We start from the raw sequence: 15,641 nt of genomic DNA, 5'->3' as shown, positions 1-15,641 counted from the left end.
GGAACGACCATGGCTTTTCTGGAAATTGATGGGCTGAAGAAGCGCTTCGGGAATGTCGAGATCCTGAAGGGCATCGATGTCGAGCTCGAAAAGGGCGGCTTCCTGGTGCTGGTCGGCCCGTCCGGCTGCGGCAAGTCCACCTTGCTCAACACGATTGCCGGCCTGGAGCAGATCACCGAGGGCGAAATCCGCGTCGACGGCCGCGCCATCAACGATCTGCACCCATCCAAGCGCGACATTGCCATGGTGTTCCAGAGCTATGCGCTCTATCCGAACATGACGGTGGCCGGAAACATCTCCTTCGGCATGGAGATGCGCGGCGTGCCGGCCGACGAACGCCAAAAGGCGATCGACAAGGTGGCCAAGGTCCTGCAGATCGGCCACCTCCTGCAGCGCAAGCCGAGCCAGCTTTCCGGCGGCCAGCGCCAGCGCGTCGCCATGGGCCGGGCGCTGGTGCGCGACCCCAAGCTGTTCCTGTTCGACGAGCCTTTGTCCAACCTCGACGCCAAATTGCGCGTTGACATGCGCATCGAGATCAAGCGCCTGCATGCCACCACCGGCACAACCATCGTCTACGTCACCCACGACCAGATCGAGGCGATGACGCTGGCTACCAAGATCGCCGTCATGCGCGACGGCGAGGTGCAGCAGTTCGGCACCCCGGCCGAGATCTACAACAACCCGACCAATTTGTTCGTCGCCGACTTCATGGGTTCGCCAGCGATGAACCTGATCCCGGCGACCATTGCCACGTCGGGCAATGCGCTGTCCGTCGTGTTGGAGCGCGAGGCGCGCGAGCCGATCACGCTGCCGATGGCCAACGCGCCAGCGGGTCTTTCGGCATTCCAGGGCAAGCCGATCATCTTCGGCGTGCGCCCGGAAGCGCTGACCGATCCGGAAGGTGCGGAACGCAACGCCTCCAACATTGCCACTGCCGACCTGCACATCGAAGTGGTCGAGCCGGCAGGGTCCGACACGTTCGCGGTGACCAACCTCGGCGGCAAGGGCGTGGTGGCGCGGTTGCGGGCCGACGCCAACATCCAGCCGGGCACCAGCACGCCGCTCGCCTTCAACCTGACCAAGGCCGTGTTCTTCGATCCGGCGACCGAACACCGCATCCGCTGATCGAGATGGTCAGCCCCGATATCGTCATCATCGGCTCCGGTATCGGCGGCGCTACGATCGCCTCCGGTCTGGCGGGCAGCGGTGCCTCGATCCTGATGCTGGAGCGCGGTGAGCCCTTGGCGGCAACGCCGCATGCCCGCGACACGCGCTCCATCTTCGTCGACGGCCACTACCGTCCGAAGGAGATGTGGCGCGAGGCCGGCGGTGCGGCCTTCAACCCCGGCAATTACTACTATGTCGGCGGCAATTCGAAATTCTACGGCGCGGTGCTGATCCGCTACCGCAAAGAGGATTTCGCCGCCATGGAGCACTTCGGTGGCGTCTCGCCGGCATGGCCGTTTTCCTACGATGAATTCGAGCCTTGGTATTCGAAAGCCGAGCAGCTGTTTCGCGTCCGCGGCTCGCTCGGCGAGGACCCGACCGAACCGTTCCACTCGATCCCCTATGCTTTCAAGCCGGTGCCCGACGAAGCGCCGATTGCCCGCGCCCGCGCTGAGTTGAAAGCCCTCGGCCTGCATCCGGCCTCGCTGCCGCTCGGCGTCGACATCGACAACTGGCTGAAAGAGGGCAAGACCGGCTGGGACGCATTCCCCAATACCGCCCAGGGCAAGGTCGATGCGCAGACCGGACCGCTGACGGCTGCACTCAAGGACAGCAATATCCGACTCGAAACCGGCTGCCATGTCGAATATCTCGAAGCGTCGTCCGACGGCAAAAGCATCGCTGCCGTTCACTACCGTCAGAATGGCGAGCTGAAGAAAGTCGCGCCGAAGCTGGTCATCCTGTCCGCCGGCGCGGTCAATTCCGCCGTCATCCTGCTGCGCTCGCCTTCATCAGACGGTAAAGGCCTCGCCAACAGCTCCGACCAGGTCGGCCGCAATTTCATGAACCATAATTCGAGCGCCATGCTGGCGATCGATCCGCGCCGCAGGAACGACAGCGTCTACCAGAAGACGCTGATGCTGAATGACTACTATCTCTCCGACGGCAAAGGCGGCAAGCCGCTCGGCAACGTCCAGCTGCTCGGCAAGATCGACGGCAACATGTTGAAGGCCAACGTCAAACGCGTGCCGAAATTCGCGCTCGATTACATGGCCGGTCACGCCGTCGACTGGTATCTGATGTGCGAGGATCTACCCGATCCGGAAAGCCGCATCATGGTCGACGGCAAGGACATCGTCATGCAATGGCGGCGCTCCAACATGCAGTCGCTGGACGGGCTGACCAGGGTGATGCGTGAGAACTTCCGCGCCTGCGGTTATCCCATCGTGCTGTCGCGTCCCTTCGACAAGCGCACGCCCTCGCACCAGTGCGGCACGGTGAAAATGGGCGACCATCCGGCGACGTCGCCGCTCGACCCTTTCTGCCGCGCCTTCGACCACCCGAACCTGTTCGTTGTCGACGCCAGTTTTTTGCCGAACTCGGCCGCCGTGAATCCGGCGCTGTCGATTGCGGCACAGGCGCTGCGCGTGGCCGAGCATATTCGCCGAACGGACCTCGCGGCATGACCCGCCCCGCAGCAATCGTCACCGGCGGTGCGCGCGGCATTGGGCTCGCCTGCGCCGAGGCGCTGGCCGGGGACGGCTTCGACATTTTGATCGCCGACCTTGCCGAACAAGCGCCGGACGAACTGGCCGCCAACATCACCGCACGGGGTGCGGAGTTCGCCTATGTCCGTTGTGATATCGCCAACCTCGAGGATCACACGGCCCTCGTCGACGCCGCCATACGTGCCTTCAGCCGCATCGACTGCCTCGTCAACAATGCCGGCATCGGCGCCGTGGTGCGCGGCGATCTGCTGGAGCTGAAGCCCGAGAATTTCGACCGTGCGCTGGACGTCAATTTGCGCGGCACAGTCTTCCTTAGCCAGGCCGTCGCCAAGGCGATGCTGGCGGCTCCCAGCAATCATCCGCGCTCGATCATCACCATCACCTCGGTCAGCGCCGATATGGCCTCGCCGGAACGCGCCGACTACTGCATCTCGAAAGCCGGCCTTTCGATGTGGGTGAAGAACCTGGCGCTACGGCTTGCGCCGGAAAACATCGGCGTGTTCGAACTGCGGCCGGGCATCATTCGCACCGACATGACCGCGAGCGTATCAGCCAAATACGACGCGCTTATCGACAGCGGCCTGGTGCCGGCAAAACGCTGGGGCGAAGCATCGGACATCGGCGCCGTGGTGGCGACGCTTGCCGCCGGCAAGCTCGGCTTTTCCACAGGCTCGATTATCAATGTCGACGGCGCGCTCTCCGTGCCTCGACTGTAGGTGGATAGGGTTATGACCGACTACATCATCGTAGGTGCCGGCCCGGCCGGCTGCGTTCTGGCCAACCGGCTGAGCGAGGATCCAGCGAACTCCGTGCTGCTGCTCGAGGCCGGCGGCAAGGACTGGCACCCCTACATCCACATGCCGGCGGGCTTTGCCAAGATGACCAAGGGCATCGCTTCCTGGGGCTGGTCGACCGTGCCGCAGAGGCACATGCAGGACCGCGTCTTCTGGTATACGCAGGCGAAGGTGGTCGGCGGCGGCTCGTCCATCAATGCCCAGATATACACGCGCGGCAACGCTCGCGACTACGACGCATGGGAGAAGGAAGAGGGCCTCGCGGGCTGGGGCTATCGCGACGTGCTGCCTTATTTCAAGCGCGCCGAGAACAACCAGCGCTTCGCCAACGATTTTCACGGCGACCAGGGGCCGCTCGGCGTGTCGAACCCTATTTCGCCGCTGCCGATTTGCGAAGCCTATTTCCGCGCCGGCCAAGAGATGGGCATCCCCTTCAACCCGGATTTCAACGGCGCTAGCCAGGAAGGCGTCGGCTACTACCAGCTGACCCAGAAGGACGCCCGGCGCTCATCCGCTTCGGTCGCCTATTTGAAGCCCATCCGCGCCCGCAAGAACCTGACGGTCCGAACCGATGTGCTGGTCACCCGCATCGTCGTCGAGAAAGGCCGCGCCACCGGCGTCGAGATCGTCGACAAACCCGGCGGCGAGAAGACCATCATGCGCGCCGAGCGCGAAGTGATCGTCTCGTCCGGCGCCATCGGTTCGCCGAAGCTGTTGATGCAGTCGGGCATCGGCCCGGCTGATCACCTGAAATCGGTCGGCGTGACGCCGGTGCATGATCTGCCCGGTGTCGGCTCCAACATGCAGGACCATCTCGATTTGTTCGTCATCGCCGAATGCACCGGCGACCACACCTATGACAACTACGCCAAGCTGCACCGCACCGCGTGGGCCGGCTTGCAGTATCTGCTGCTGAAGAAAGGGCCGGTCGCCTCCAGCCTGTTCGAGACCGGCGGCTTCTGGTACGCCGATCCTACCGCCGCCTCGCCCGACATCCAGTTCCATCTGGGACTCGGCTCCGGCATCGAGGCCGGCGTCGAGAGGTTGAAGAACCCCGGCGTGACCTTGAACTCGGCCTTCCTGCGCCCGCGCTCGCGCGGCACGGTGCGGCTGAGCAGCGCCGACCCGGCCGACCACCCGCTGATCGATCCCAACTATTGGTCGGACCCTTATGACCGCGCCATGTCGATCAAGGGCCTCAGGCTTGCGCGCGAGATCATGCGGCAGAAGGCGCTTGCACCTTACGTGTTGCGCGAGGTGCTGCCCGGACCATCGCTCGCCAGCGACGACGAGCTGATCGACTATGCCTGCCGCACCGCCAAGACCGACCATCACCCCGTGGGCACCTGCCGCATGGGCCATGACGATATGGCGGTGGTCACACCGGACCTGCGCCTGCGCGGCATCGAGGGCCTGCGCGTCTGCGATGCCTCGGTGATGCCGCGCGTGCCTTCCTCCAACACCAATGCGCCGACCATCATGGTCGGCGAAAAAGGCGCCGACATCATCCTCGGCCGCGAGCCGCTTCCGCCGGCGGTGTTCTCCGGCAATCGGGCCGCATAGCCACTTAGGAGAACGAACCAATGATCAGACACTGCGTCTTCGTACGCTTCCGCAGCGATGTGCCCGCCACCGAGCGCACGGCAATCCACGCCGATCTCGAAGCACTGCGCTCTGTTGTCGACGGCATGGACACGGTCCATTTCAGCACCAATGTCAGCCCGGAGCCGTTCGCGCGCGGCTTCAGCCATGCCTTCACCATCGACTTCCGCGATGCCGCCGCCCGCGACGCCTATCTCGTGCATGAAGCGCATCAGCGCGCCGGCGCCCGATTGGTCGCAGCGCTCGAAGGCGGCACCGACGGGCTGATGGTGTTCGATCTCGACATTACGAAAAAGTGACCGCGCTTCTTTCGAAAGCCGGCTGACGCCTGTTCTCTTTTGCGCCCCAAGGAACATATCGTTCTCCGGGGGCGCTTAGGAGGAACGTCGTGGCTCTCACCGCGCAGCAGAAGAAAACCGTCCTCGCCTCCTTCCTCGGCTGGACGCTCGACGCTTTTGATTTCTTCCTTCTGACCTTCCTGCTCACCGATATCGCAGCCGAATTCAACACCGACGTCCCGGCAGTCTCCAAGGCGTTGTTCCTGACGCTGGCGACACGCTTCATCGGCGCCTTCTTCTTCGACAGGCTGGCCGACAAATATGGGCGCAAGCCCATTCTGATGCTCAACATCGTCAGCTATTCGGTGATCGGCGCGCTGGCTGCCTTCTCGCCCAATCTCGGCATTTTCCTCGCGCTGCGCGCTCTGTTCGGCATCGCCATGGGCGGCGAATGGGGGTTGGGCAGTTCGCTCGCCATGGAGTCCATTCCGCCCAGTGCCCGCGGCATGGTCTCGGGCATCCTGCAATGCGGCTATCCCACCGGCTACCTTCTGGCGGCCGTGGTTTACGGCGTGCTCTACCAGCAGACGATCGGTGGTTACACGATCGGCTGGCGCGCCATGTTCCTGCTCTCCTTCCTGCCGGCACTGATCGTGCTCTTCATCCGCTCGCATGTGCCGGAATCGCCGGCCTTCGTCGAGGCGCAGAAATCCGTCAGACCTGGCCTTCTTGAAACGCTGCAGAAGCACTGGGGCGTCGCCGTCTATGCGGTCGTGCTGATGATGTTCTTCAATTTCTTCAGCCACGGCACGCAGGACCTCTACCCGACCTTCCTCAAGAAGCAGCATGGCTTCGACCCGCACACGGTGAGCTGGATCACCATCGTCGCCAATATCGGCGCCATCGTCGGCGGGTTGGCGTTCGGCGCACTGTCGGAGAAGATCGGCCGCGTCAACGCGATAACGCTCGCCTGCCTGATTGCCTTGCCCTCGATTCCGCTCTGGGCCTTCAGCTCGACACCGTTCATGCTGGCCATCGGCGCCTTCGTCATGCAGGTCGCGGTGCAGGGCGCCTGGGGAGTCATCCCGGTGCATCTTAACGAGCTGTCGCCCGGCGCCGTGCGGGCAACCTTGCCCGGCTTCATCTACCAGGCCGGCAATCTCGCGGCGTCCTATGGCGGTCCCTACCAGGCCGGCATCGCCGAGGCGTCTGGAGGCAGCTATGGCTACGCGCTGGCGCTGTTTGCCGGCGTGGTCGCCGTCTGCATCATCCTCGTCATCCGCTTCAGTCCGGAACGGCGCGGACAGGTGATGACGGTGCTCGGCTGAAGTATCAGAATCTCAGCCCAGCCTGAGGGCCACGACACCGGCGACGATGCTGAGCGCGGCGGCGCCGCGCCAGCCTGTCATCTTCTCGCCGAGCGCGAAAACCGAGATCATCATGGCAAACAGGATCGACGTCTCGCGCAACGACGCCACCGAGGCGATCGGCGCCTTGGTCATCGCCCACATGACGATCCAGTAGGCCGCGCCGCTGAGCACGCCGGTGAACAGGCCTGCCTTCCAGTCACGCGCCAGCACGGGCAGCGCCTTGGGCCCGCGAAAGATGAGGCACAGCACCAGCGCCCACGTGGCATCGCAGATGAACAGCCATGCGGCATAGCTCGTTGCCGTTGCGGCCAGCCGCGCGCCGCTGCCGTCGGAGAGCGTATAGCTGGATATGAAGATCGAAGTGCCGAGCGCAAAGCCGACCGCCCGCACATTGATCCGCTCCAGATGCGCGCCGCCGCGAAACGACATCACCAGCGTGCCGGCCGACAGCAGCAGGATGCCGAGGATGGCGAACGGCGCCGGCATCTCCTGCACCACGACAACGCCGCCGAGGGCGGTCAAAAGCGGCGCCGTGCCGCGCGCCAGCGGATAGGTCTGGGCGAAATCGCCGGCCTTGTAGGCGCCGATCAGGAAGGTCCGGTAGCCCATGTGAAAGAGCACCGAGGCGATGATAAAGGGCCATACCGCGGCCTTTGGAAACTCGACGAAGGGCAGCACGAACAGTGCGGCAAAACCCATGCCCAGCGTCATCAGCGTGATCGACAGGAAGCGATCGAGATGCACCTTGACCAGCGCGTTCCAGATCGCGTGCATGGCGGCGGCGGCAAGCACCGCGAAAAAGACGAAAAGCGTCATCGAGGGCTCACCGATCTCCCGAGCTCAAAGGCGTTTCGAGATCGATATCGATCCGGACCGGAAAATGGTCTGAAGCGATCTCGCCTATATCGGCACTGACCGAGCGCACACGGTCCGCGAACATACCGCCGACGAAGCAATGGTCGAGCCGGCGTTTTGCCACTTTCCCGTCGATCGTTTTCACATGGGTGTGGAAATCGGCAGCCGGCTCGCTAGCGACGGCAGCGGCATCAACAAAGCCGTCGAGATAAGCTGCCCCGCGATGATAGGGCGTGCTGCCGACGATGCGGCTGTATTCGGCGCTGCCCGGCTCCATGTTGAAATCGCCCATCCAGATCGCAGCTGTCGGGTTTTCCGGCTCTGCCTCGCCACTGGTCCAGTTGCGCGAAGGCTCATTGTCCGCGCCGCTCCACGGGCCGCCCTCGGACGGCGCGCGGCGATGCTCGGCCAAGAGATAGTCGATCTGCTCCAGACGCTCCTCCGCCGCGATATGGGCGAGATGCAGCGACACGACCCTTACCGGTCCGGCCGGCGTGCGGATCATGCATTCGAGCGCGGCGTTGCGCGTGTTGAGCGGCCGCAGCGTGCGGCGCATCGGCAGCGCGTGCAGCCGCGACCAGGCGATCGGCAATTTCGACAGAAGCATTGTGCCAAACTGCCGGCGGTGGTTGACGAGCCGGCCGTCGCGGCGCTCGCTGGCATCCATGTCGAAGGCCGGGCCATAGACCCAGTGGTAACCGGGTAGCAGGCGGGAAAGCAGCTCCGGCTGGTCGTCCTCATTGGTGCGCTGCCAATGCCGCTCGACCTCCTGCAGCGCGATGATATCGGCGCCGTCGACCAGCTTGGTGCAGCGCGAAAGATCGTAACGGCCATCGCCGCCGAACCCGTACTGGATGTTGTAGCTGACCAGCTTCATTGCTTATCCGGCTCAATTTGGCTTTGGCAGTAGCGGTTCGGCAGATGGGTTGCAATGTACCGGCACGACGGCGGAACTGGGCCAGCGTCTATGATGTGGTCAGCGGCTGGAACCGGCCCGCCGGCGATGCCGCCAGTTCGGCCCAGTCGATCTCTTCCTCCAGCCGGTGGTAGGCTTCGTCGCCGATCGTGCCGTTGCTGCGCAACTCCTCGAGCGTGTCGCGCTGGCGGTTGATGGCATAGAGGCGCAGCCGGTCGTATTCGGTCGCGGCCTGAGCGTCCTCCGGGTTTTCCGCAATCAGGCGCTGCGCTTCATACTGTTCGCGCACGACGGCGGCGGCCGCAGATGTCTTGCGGCTCAGCACGTCCAGTGCTGCCTGCATGATGGCGACGCGCGCTTGCGCCACCTCATTGTCGACGGTTCTATCGGGGTCGAAGTTGATCCAGCGCAGCAGCGGCTTCAGCGTCATGCCTTGCAGCACCAGCGTGCCCAGCACCACCGCGAAGGCGGCAAGCACGATCGGGTCGCGGCCGGGAAAATCGGCCGGCAGCGCAATGGCCACCACCAGCGTCACCAACCCACGCATGCCGCACCAGCCGACAATGACGGCGCCGCCGAACGTCGGCAATTCCCGCCTTGCCTCTTGGCTGCCGAAGCGGGCAAGCCACCGGATGATCGCGACGTAACTCGCCACCCAGACAAGGCGCGCGACGATAACGACGACCAGCACCGTTGCGGCGAAAAGGAATGCTTCGCCTTGCCCGTCGCCGGCCAGCCTGCCGACGATCGTGCGTGCCTGCAGGCCCATCAGCACGAAAGCCAGCACGTTGAGCACGAACACCGCCGACTCCCAGACCGAATAGGTACTGACTCGGCGTCTCGCCGACGACTGGCGCGGCGCCCTGCGCGCAATGGTCATGGCATAGACGACGATGGTGATGATGGCGGAAAGGCCGAGCCTGTCGGCGATGATCCACACGGCGAAGGTTCCGGCAAACTGCACCACCGTGCTGCTCGCCGCATCCTCGATGCGGCCGAGCGCCAGCAGCGAGACGCGGCCAAACAGATAGCCCGCGATCACACTGCCGATCGTTGCCAGCAGGATCACCGGAACGGCGTTGCTGAGCATGATGGTGCCAAGCGCGGCCGAAACCGCCAACCGGTAGATTAGCAGCGCCGTGGCATCGTTGAGCAGGCTCTCGCCCTGCAGGATGGCGGTGATGCGGTGCGGCACCTTGAACTGGCTGAGCACGGCGGATGCGGCCACCGCATCCGGCGGCGCGACGATGGCGCCAAGCGCGATTGCCGCCGCGATCGGCAGGCCGGTCATCTTCCAGCCGACGAAGGCAACCACCACGGTGGTGAAGACGACGGCGCCCAGCGCCAGCAGCGCGAGCGACAGCCGGTAGCGCTTGAGGTCGCGCAGCGACGTGTCATAGGCGGCGTCGAGAAGCACCGGCGCGATGAACAGGGCAAGCGCCAGTTCCGGATCGATCTCGATTGTCGGCGCACCGGGTACGAAGGCAATCGCGACCCCGGCCAGAGCCAGCAGGGACGGATAGGGAATTTCCAGCCGCCGCGACAGCGCCGTCAGCGCGACGGCAGCCAGAAGCAGGATTAGGGTAAGTTCGAATAGCGCCATGACCTATCGTAGCGGCGAAGTGGCATCGTGGGCAGTGGCTGGATGACAAGATGCTGTTGATTGTCCAGCGCTCGGGGTCCGGCAATGATACGGCCGTTCATCGCGCCAGCTTGAATCGACCGCCTCGGTCGCCCCAGGATGCTGCTTTGCTAGTGCAGCACCAGCATATCGCTTGATGAGAACGATATGTCGGCCTTCTCGCCGACAGCCGGCGGTGGCGTTGCCGGGCTGTTGAAGGTGTCGAGCGACACCGTGTTGCCGCCGATGCCGACGCGAACGCGAATGACTGAGCCGAGGAAGTGCACTTCGGAGATTTCGCCCGACAGGCTTGAATCGCGCCCGGGTTGGCGTCCGAGCGAAATCGCCTCCGGTCGCAGCGCCAGCGACAGCGTGTCACCGGACTTCGAGCCGTTGAGCTTGCCCATTAGCGAGACTTCCTGCGTGTTGACGCGCACCTTGCCGGACGCGGCATCGGTGACAGTGCCTTCGAGCACGTTCAGCGTGCCGACGAAATTGGCGACGAACTTGGTCGCCGGCCGGTTGTAGATCTCGAACGGGGTGCCGACCTGCTCGGCCTTGCCGCCATACATCACCGCGATGCGGTCCGAGATCGACAGCGCCTCTTCCTGGTCATGTGTGACGAAGATGGTAGTGATGCCGAGCTTCTTCTGGATCGAGCGGATTTCCTCGCGCAGCGAGACGCGCACCTTGGCGTCGAGCGCCGACAGCGGCTCGTCGAGCAAAAGCAGCTTCGGCTTCGGCGCGATGGCGCGGGCCAGCGCGATGCGCTGTTGCTGGCCGCCGGAGAGCTGGTAGGGATAGCGGTCGGCCATCTGCGGCAGCTTGATGATGTCGAGCATCTCGGCGACCCGGGAATCGATCTCTGCCCTTGCCATGCCGGCGACCTTCAGGCCGAAGCCGATATTTTGCGCCACGGTCAGGTTCGGGAACAGCGCGTAAGCCTGGAACACCATACCGACATTGCGCTGGTTGGGCTTCAGCCGCGTAATGTCCTTGCCTGCGACGACGATCTTGCCGGCGCTCGGCTCCTCGAAGCCGGCGACCATGCGCAGCACGGTGGTCTTGCCGCAACCCGATGGCCCAAGGAACGAAACGAACTCGCCCGGCTCGACATCAAGATTGAAATCTTCGACCACGGTGGTGGCGCCGAAGGATTTTCGCACATGCTGGATGGAGAGGAATGGTTCGGCCATGGCTTTTTCTTTCGATCAGTACTTTGTCGATCAGTTCGGGCGGTTCGCCGATCTCGGCGCGAAACGGGACAGGATCTGGATCAGCGACATGCAGCCCCAGGTGATGGCGAAGGCGATGATGGCAAGCGCTGCGGGCTCATAGGCGCGGTTGGCGCCAACGTTTTGCAGATAGGGACCGAAGGCGGGCCGGTTGAGCAAGCTGGCCATGGTGAATTCGCCAATGACGATGGCGAAGGTAAGGAAGGCGCCCGAGAGCACGGCGATCAGCACATTGGGCAGGATCACACGACCAATGATCGTGCCCCAACCGGCGCCAAGGATCTGCGCCGCTTCGGTCAGCGTCCTGACGTCGATGGTGCGCAGTCCGGTATCGACCGCGCGATACATGTAGGGCAGCGCCAGCATTGCATAGCCGATGACCAGCAAGGCATTTGTGCCCATGTCGGTCGCCAGGAACGGCAGCGGCGAATTCGAACCGTACATCCTGATATAGCCGAAGACGATGACGATGGCGGGAATGACCAGCGGCAGCAGCGTGATGAACTCTACGATCGGCCGCAGTTGCGGCAGGCGCAGTCGAATCCAGTAGGCGGCGGGCACAACGATCAACACGCCCAGAATGATGGTGAAGATGGCGGCAAGCACTGAGTAGCCAAAGGTCGCCTGAAAACGAGGGTCGCCAAGCACGATCTGATAGGCGTCGAAGGAATAAGCGCCGCGCCGCATGCGCAAGGAAAATTCCACCGTCGCGATCAGCGGAATGAAGAAATAGGCCGCGCCCAGCCCGAAGACGACCCAGGCCCAGAATTTTCCGGACTTCATTTCAGCCACCTCTCCGAGCGCGTCCGGAACCAGATGTAGAAGACATTGGCCAGCCCGGTGATGACGATCATGCCGAAGGCGATCGCATAGCCGAGATGGGCATTGTGCAGCACGTCACCGCGTATCTGCGCATAGAGCAGGATCGGCACGATGTTGAGTGAAGAGCCGGTCAGCGCATAGGCGGTGGCGATGGCGCCGAAGGCATTGGCGAAGAGCAGGATGACCGTGCCGAGGAAACTCGGCCAGATCACCGGGATGACCACCATGCGCCAGTATTGCGTCTGGGTGGCGCCAAGCGTCGCCGCAGCCTCGCCCCACTCCTTCTTCAAGCCGTCGATCGCCGGCGTGATGATGACCACCATTAGGGGAATCTGGAAATAGACATAGGTCAGCGTCAGGCCCCAGAACGATAGGATGTTGAAGCCGTGCGCATAAATGTTGAGGCCGAACACGGTGTTGAGCAGCACCGTGGCGAGACCGAGGCGTCCGAGCGTGGCGATGAAGGCGAAGGCCAGCGGTACGCCGGCGAAATTGGAAGCCACGCCGGAGAATGTCAGCGTCGCCGAACGTATCCACTCCGGCAGTCCGCCGCGCACGATGGCGATGGCGATGCCGAGACCTGCGAAGGCGCCGATCAGCGACGAGGAAAGGCTGACCTTGAGCGAGATCCAGTAGGCGGCGACAATCGATGGCTGCGCCAGTGCTGCTATGTTTTCGAACGTGAATTCGCCGGCATCGTTCTGGAATGCACCCAGCATCAGATAGAGCGTGGGTAGGATCAGGAACATGATGGCGAAGATGAAGAATGGCGCAACGCCGAGCCATTGCGTCGGCAGTCGCATTGCACGCGCCTCGCTGGGGGGCGCGGTCTTCCCGGCAACTGCGTGATCGGAAAGCGAGATATCTGTCATGCGCCGGCTACCGTCTCCGAGGAACACCGGGCGGCCGCGAGGCCGCCCGGTTGGTTTCAAGCCTTACTTGACGTTGGCGCCGACGACGGCATCCCAGTTCTTGGTGACGGCTTCCTTTGCCTTGCCCTGCTCGTCCAGCGTCGGGAACACCGCGGCAGCGTAAGCCTCGGCCGGCGGCAGCTTGGCCATCACGTCCGCCGGGAGCTTGCCGTTCTTGGCAAGATCGTTGAAGCGGATCGGGTGGCAATAGCCCTTCAGCCAGCCGATCTGGCCTTCGTCGGAGTAGAGATACTCCAGCCAGAGCTTGGCAGCGTTCGGATGCGGTGCGAAAGCACTGATCGCCTGCACATAGACGCCGGCAACGACACCGGTCTTGGGCACGACGACGTCGACGGGCGGATTGCCCTTCAGCGTGTCGCGACCGGCAAGTGCATTGTAATCCCAGGTCACCAGGATCGGCGTCTGGCCTTGTGCCAGGGTCGCCGGTTTGCCGATGACCGGCACGAAATTGCCGGCGGCGTTAAGCTTCTTGAAGAAGTCGAGACCAGCAGTGCCAGCAGCTTCGCCGGCAGCCGCACCACCGGAAATGCCGGCCGCGTAGACGGCCTGGATGGCCTGGTTCGAGGCGCGCGGGTCGCCGGCAAGCGCCACGGTGTTGGCGAATTCCGGCTTCAGCAGGTCAGCCCAGTCAGCAGGCGCTTCCTTGACGAGGTCCTTGTTCACCAGGAAGGATAGCACGCCATAGTAGTCGCCGGTCCAGTAACCATCGGCATCCTTGGCGCTGTCGGGGATCGAGTCCCAGGTCGACACTTTGTAGGGCTGGATCAGGCCGTCAGCCTTGGCGGTCGGGCCGAAGGACAGGCCAACGTCGATGACGTCGGGCGCCTGCGGGCCCTTGTTGTCCTTGTTGGCCTTGATCGCCTCGACCTCGTCGCCGGAGCCGGCATCGGGGTTGAGTTCGTTGATGGTGATCTCAGGATACTTTGCCTTGAAGCCGTCGATGACGGCGCCGTAGCCGCACCAGTCATGCGGCAGCGCGATGGTCGTGAGCTGGCCTTCCTTCTTCGCAGCGGCAACCAGTTCATCCATGGACTGGGCCGACGAGATAGCAGAGGTCGCCATGAGGGCGACGGCCGAAAGGGAAAGCACTTTCCCTGTGAACTTGAACATGTGTTCTCTCCGTTGAACTGGCGTCCTGGACGCCTGCGATGCGGTATCGGTTTCGTGTGACAGCCAGATGAAAGCTTTTTGAAACAGGCGCCCGGCGGCACGAAAAGTTAACTCTTTTTAACAGGCTGTAGCAATTAGCCTGCACTTAATTTCCCGGCTAATGGTTTATAGCCTTGTCTCTTGCCCCTTTGCCCTTTCCTTTCCCCTCGTTTCCAGATCAATTCCGGCACAGGAAACCGCCTCAGACCGTACCGGCGATAGAGTTTTCGAGCAGCGTCAGCGCTGCTTTCTTGGTCAGCTTGACCGGGTTGCCGCCGGCTGTCGGATCGACCACCGCCATGTCGGCGATCAGCCCCTTGCGCTTCTTGTCCATGTCGAGCCCCTTGATCAGGCCGGGCAGTGCATGCGGCACCTTCAATTCCTTGCGCAGCTTAACGATCGCTTTGGCAAAACCGTTGAACCCGCCCTTGATGCCGCAATAGGCAGCGAGCCGGGCAATCCGCTCCTCGATGGAGTCGCGATTGAAGGCCAAGACATAGGGCATGAACACCGCATTCGTCATGCCGTGATGGGTGTCGTAGAGCGCGCCGATCGGATGCGACAGCGAGTGGATGGCGCCAAGACCCTTCTGGAAGGCGGCAGCACCCATGGCGGCCGCACTCATCATGTGGGCGCGCGCGACAAGGTCCTTGCCGTTGACGTAGGCCTTGGGCAGGTTCTCGAACACCAGGCGCACACCTTCCACCGCAATGCCGTCGGCCATCGGGTGATAGCCCGGCGCGCAATAGGCTTCGAGGCAGTGCGCCAGCGCATCCATGCCGGTGCCGGCGGTGATGAAGCCGGGCATGCCGACCGACAGTTCCGGATCGGCAATGACGATTGCCGGCAAAAGCTTCGGATGGAAGATCACCTTCTTGGTGTGCGTCGCCTCATTGGTGATGACGCCGGCACGCCCGACTTCCGAGCCTGTGCCGGCAGTGGTCGGCACGGCTATGATCGGCGCGATGGCATCCGAATTGGCGCGCGTCCACCAGTCGCCGACATCCTCAAAGTCCCAGATCGGCCGCGTCTGGCCAGCCTGGAACGCGATCAGCTTGCCGAGATCGAGCGCTGAACCGCCGCCGAAGGCGATGACGCCGTCATGCTTGCCCTTCTTGAACACGGCGATCCCGGCGGTGAGGTTGGAATCGACCGGGTTCGGCTTCACCTCGGAGAACACGCCATAGGATACCTTGGCGTCGTCGAGGATTTTCAGCGTCGAAGCGACGACCGGCAGTTTCGCCAACCCCGGATCGGTGACGAAAAGCGGCCGCTTAATGCCGGTGGCCGCGAGCACCTCAGGCAGTTCCTTGATGCGCCCGGCACCGAAGCGGACGGTGGTCGGGTAGTTCCATTTGGAGATCAGCTTGGACATGTCTTGTCTTTCAAAAA

The 15,641-nt window shown here is 63.4% G+C and carries 14 protein-coding genes; 6 read left to right on the top strand and 8 right to left on the bottom strand.

What is annotated here, in order from left to right:
• Window positions 1-9: 9 nt before the first annotated feature.
• From NKI64_RS05170 to NKI64_RS05145, 6 genes are all read left to right on the top strand, one after another.
• Window positions 10-1,125 (top strand): ABC transporter ATP-binding protein, encoded by a 1,116-nt coding sequence (locus NKI64_RS05170; RefSeq protein WP_023671180.1) that lies wholly within the window; start codon window positions 10-12, stop codon window positions 1,123-1,125.
• A 5-nt stretch (window positions 1,126-1,130) separates the two neighbouring features.
• Window positions 1,131-2,633 (top strand): GMC oxidoreductase, encoded by a 1,503-nt coding sequence (locus NKI64_RS05165; RefSeq protein ID WP_352666832.1) that lies wholly within the window; start codon window positions 1,131-1,133, stop codon window positions 2,631-2,633.
• Window positions 2,630-3,391: a 3-ketoacyl-ACP reductase gene (locus NKI64_RS05160; RefSeq protein ID WP_023671178.1), complete on the top strand. Its 762-nt coding sequence runs from the start codon at window positions 2,630-2,632 to the stop codon at window positions 3,389-3,391. Before NKI64_RS05165 ends, NKI64_RS05160 begins: the two co-directional genes overlap by 4 nt.
• 12 nt (window positions 3,392-3,403) lie before the next feature.
• A complete protein-coding gene (locus NKI64_RS05155; protein ID WP_023671177.1) occupies window positions 3,404-5,032 on the top strand; it encodes a GMC family oxidoreductase in 1,629 nt (542 codons plus the stop codon).
• A gap of 20 nt (window positions 5,033-5,052) precedes the next feature.
• Window positions 5,053-5,370 (top strand): Dabb family protein, encoded by a 318-nt coding sequence (locus NKI64_RS05150; protein ID WP_023683219.1) that lies wholly within the window; start codon window positions 5,053-5,055, stop codon window positions 5,368-5,370.
• An 89-nt stretch (window positions 5,371-5,459) separates the two neighbouring features.
• On the top strand, window positions 5,460-6,677 hold the full coding sequence (locus tag NKI64_RS05145; protein WP_352666829.1) for an MFS transporter: 1,218 nt from the start codon (window positions 5,460-5,462) through the stop codon (window positions 6,675-6,677).
• 12 nt (window positions 6,678-6,689) lie between these two features.
• Here the strand turns inward: NKI64_RS05145 and NKI64_RS05140 are convergent, their stop codons facing one another.
• The 8 genes from NKI64_RS05140 to NKI64_RS05105 form a co-directional block, all read right to left on the bottom strand.
• On the bottom strand, window positions 6,690-7,535 hold the full coding sequence (locus NKI64_RS05140) for an EamA family transporter (RefSeq protein WP_023683217.1): 846 nt from the start codon (window positions 7,533-7,535) through the stop codon (window positions 6,690-6,692).
• Window positions 7,536-7,542: 7 nt separating this feature from the next.
• Entirely contained in the window at window positions 7,543-8,451 is a 909-nt protein-coding gene (locus NKI64_RS05135) for an endonuclease/exonuclease/phosphatase family protein (protein ID WP_352666826.1), read from the bottom strand.
• 88 nt (window positions 8,452-8,539) lie between these two features.
• Window positions 8,540-10,093 (bottom strand): cation:proton antiporter, encoded by a 1,554-nt coding sequence (locus NKI64_RS05130; RefSeq protein WP_352594564.1) that lies wholly within the window; start codon window positions 10,091-10,093, stop codon window positions 8,540-8,542.
• Window positions 10,094-10,242: 149 nt separating this feature from the next.
• Window positions 10,243-11,307, bottom strand: coding sequence for an ABC transporter ATP-binding protein (locus tag NKI64_RS05125; protein ID WP_023725205.1), 1,065 nt, complete (start codon window positions 11,305-11,307; stop codon window positions 10,243-10,245).
• Between the two features lie 30 nt (window positions 11,308-11,337).
• The gene (locus tag NKI64_RS05120) at window positions 11,338-12,129 is read right to left on the bottom strand and encodes an ABC transporter permease (RefSeq protein ID WP_023671171.1); all 792 of its coding nucleotides are present in this window, start codon (window positions 12,127-12,129) and stop codon (window positions 11,338-11,340) included.
• Window positions 12,126-13,040, bottom strand: coding sequence for an ABC transporter permease (locus NKI64_RS05115; protein ID WP_023671170.1), 915 nt, complete (start codon window positions 13,038-13,040; stop codon window positions 12,126-12,128). The genes NKI64_RS05120 and NKI64_RS05115 overlap by 4 nt, the downstream gene beginning before the upstream one ends.
• A 63-nt stretch (window positions 13,041-13,103) precedes the next feature.
• Window positions 13,104-14,210, bottom strand: a complete 1,107-nt coding sequence (locus NKI64_RS05110) for an ABC transporter substrate-binding protein (protein ID WP_023671169.1) — start codon at window positions 14,208-14,210, stop codon at window positions 13,104-13,106.
• Window positions 14,211-14,451: 241 nt separating this feature from the next.
• Window positions 14,452-15,624, bottom strand: coding sequence for an iron-containing alcohol dehydrogenase (locus tag NKI64_RS05105; RefSeq protein WP_352666822.1), 1,173 nt, complete (start codon window positions 15,622-15,624; stop codon window positions 14,452-14,454).
• Between the last annotated feature and the right edge of the window lie 17 nt (window positions 15,625-15,641).

The organism is Mesorhizobium sp. M0478, from assembly GCF_040321305.1.
In the GTDB taxonomy this organism is placed as follows: Bacteria; Pseudomonadota; Alphaproteobacteria; order Rhizobiales; family Rhizobiaceae; genus Mesorhizobium.
This window is presented reverse-complemented; position numbering and strand designations above follow the sequence as displayed.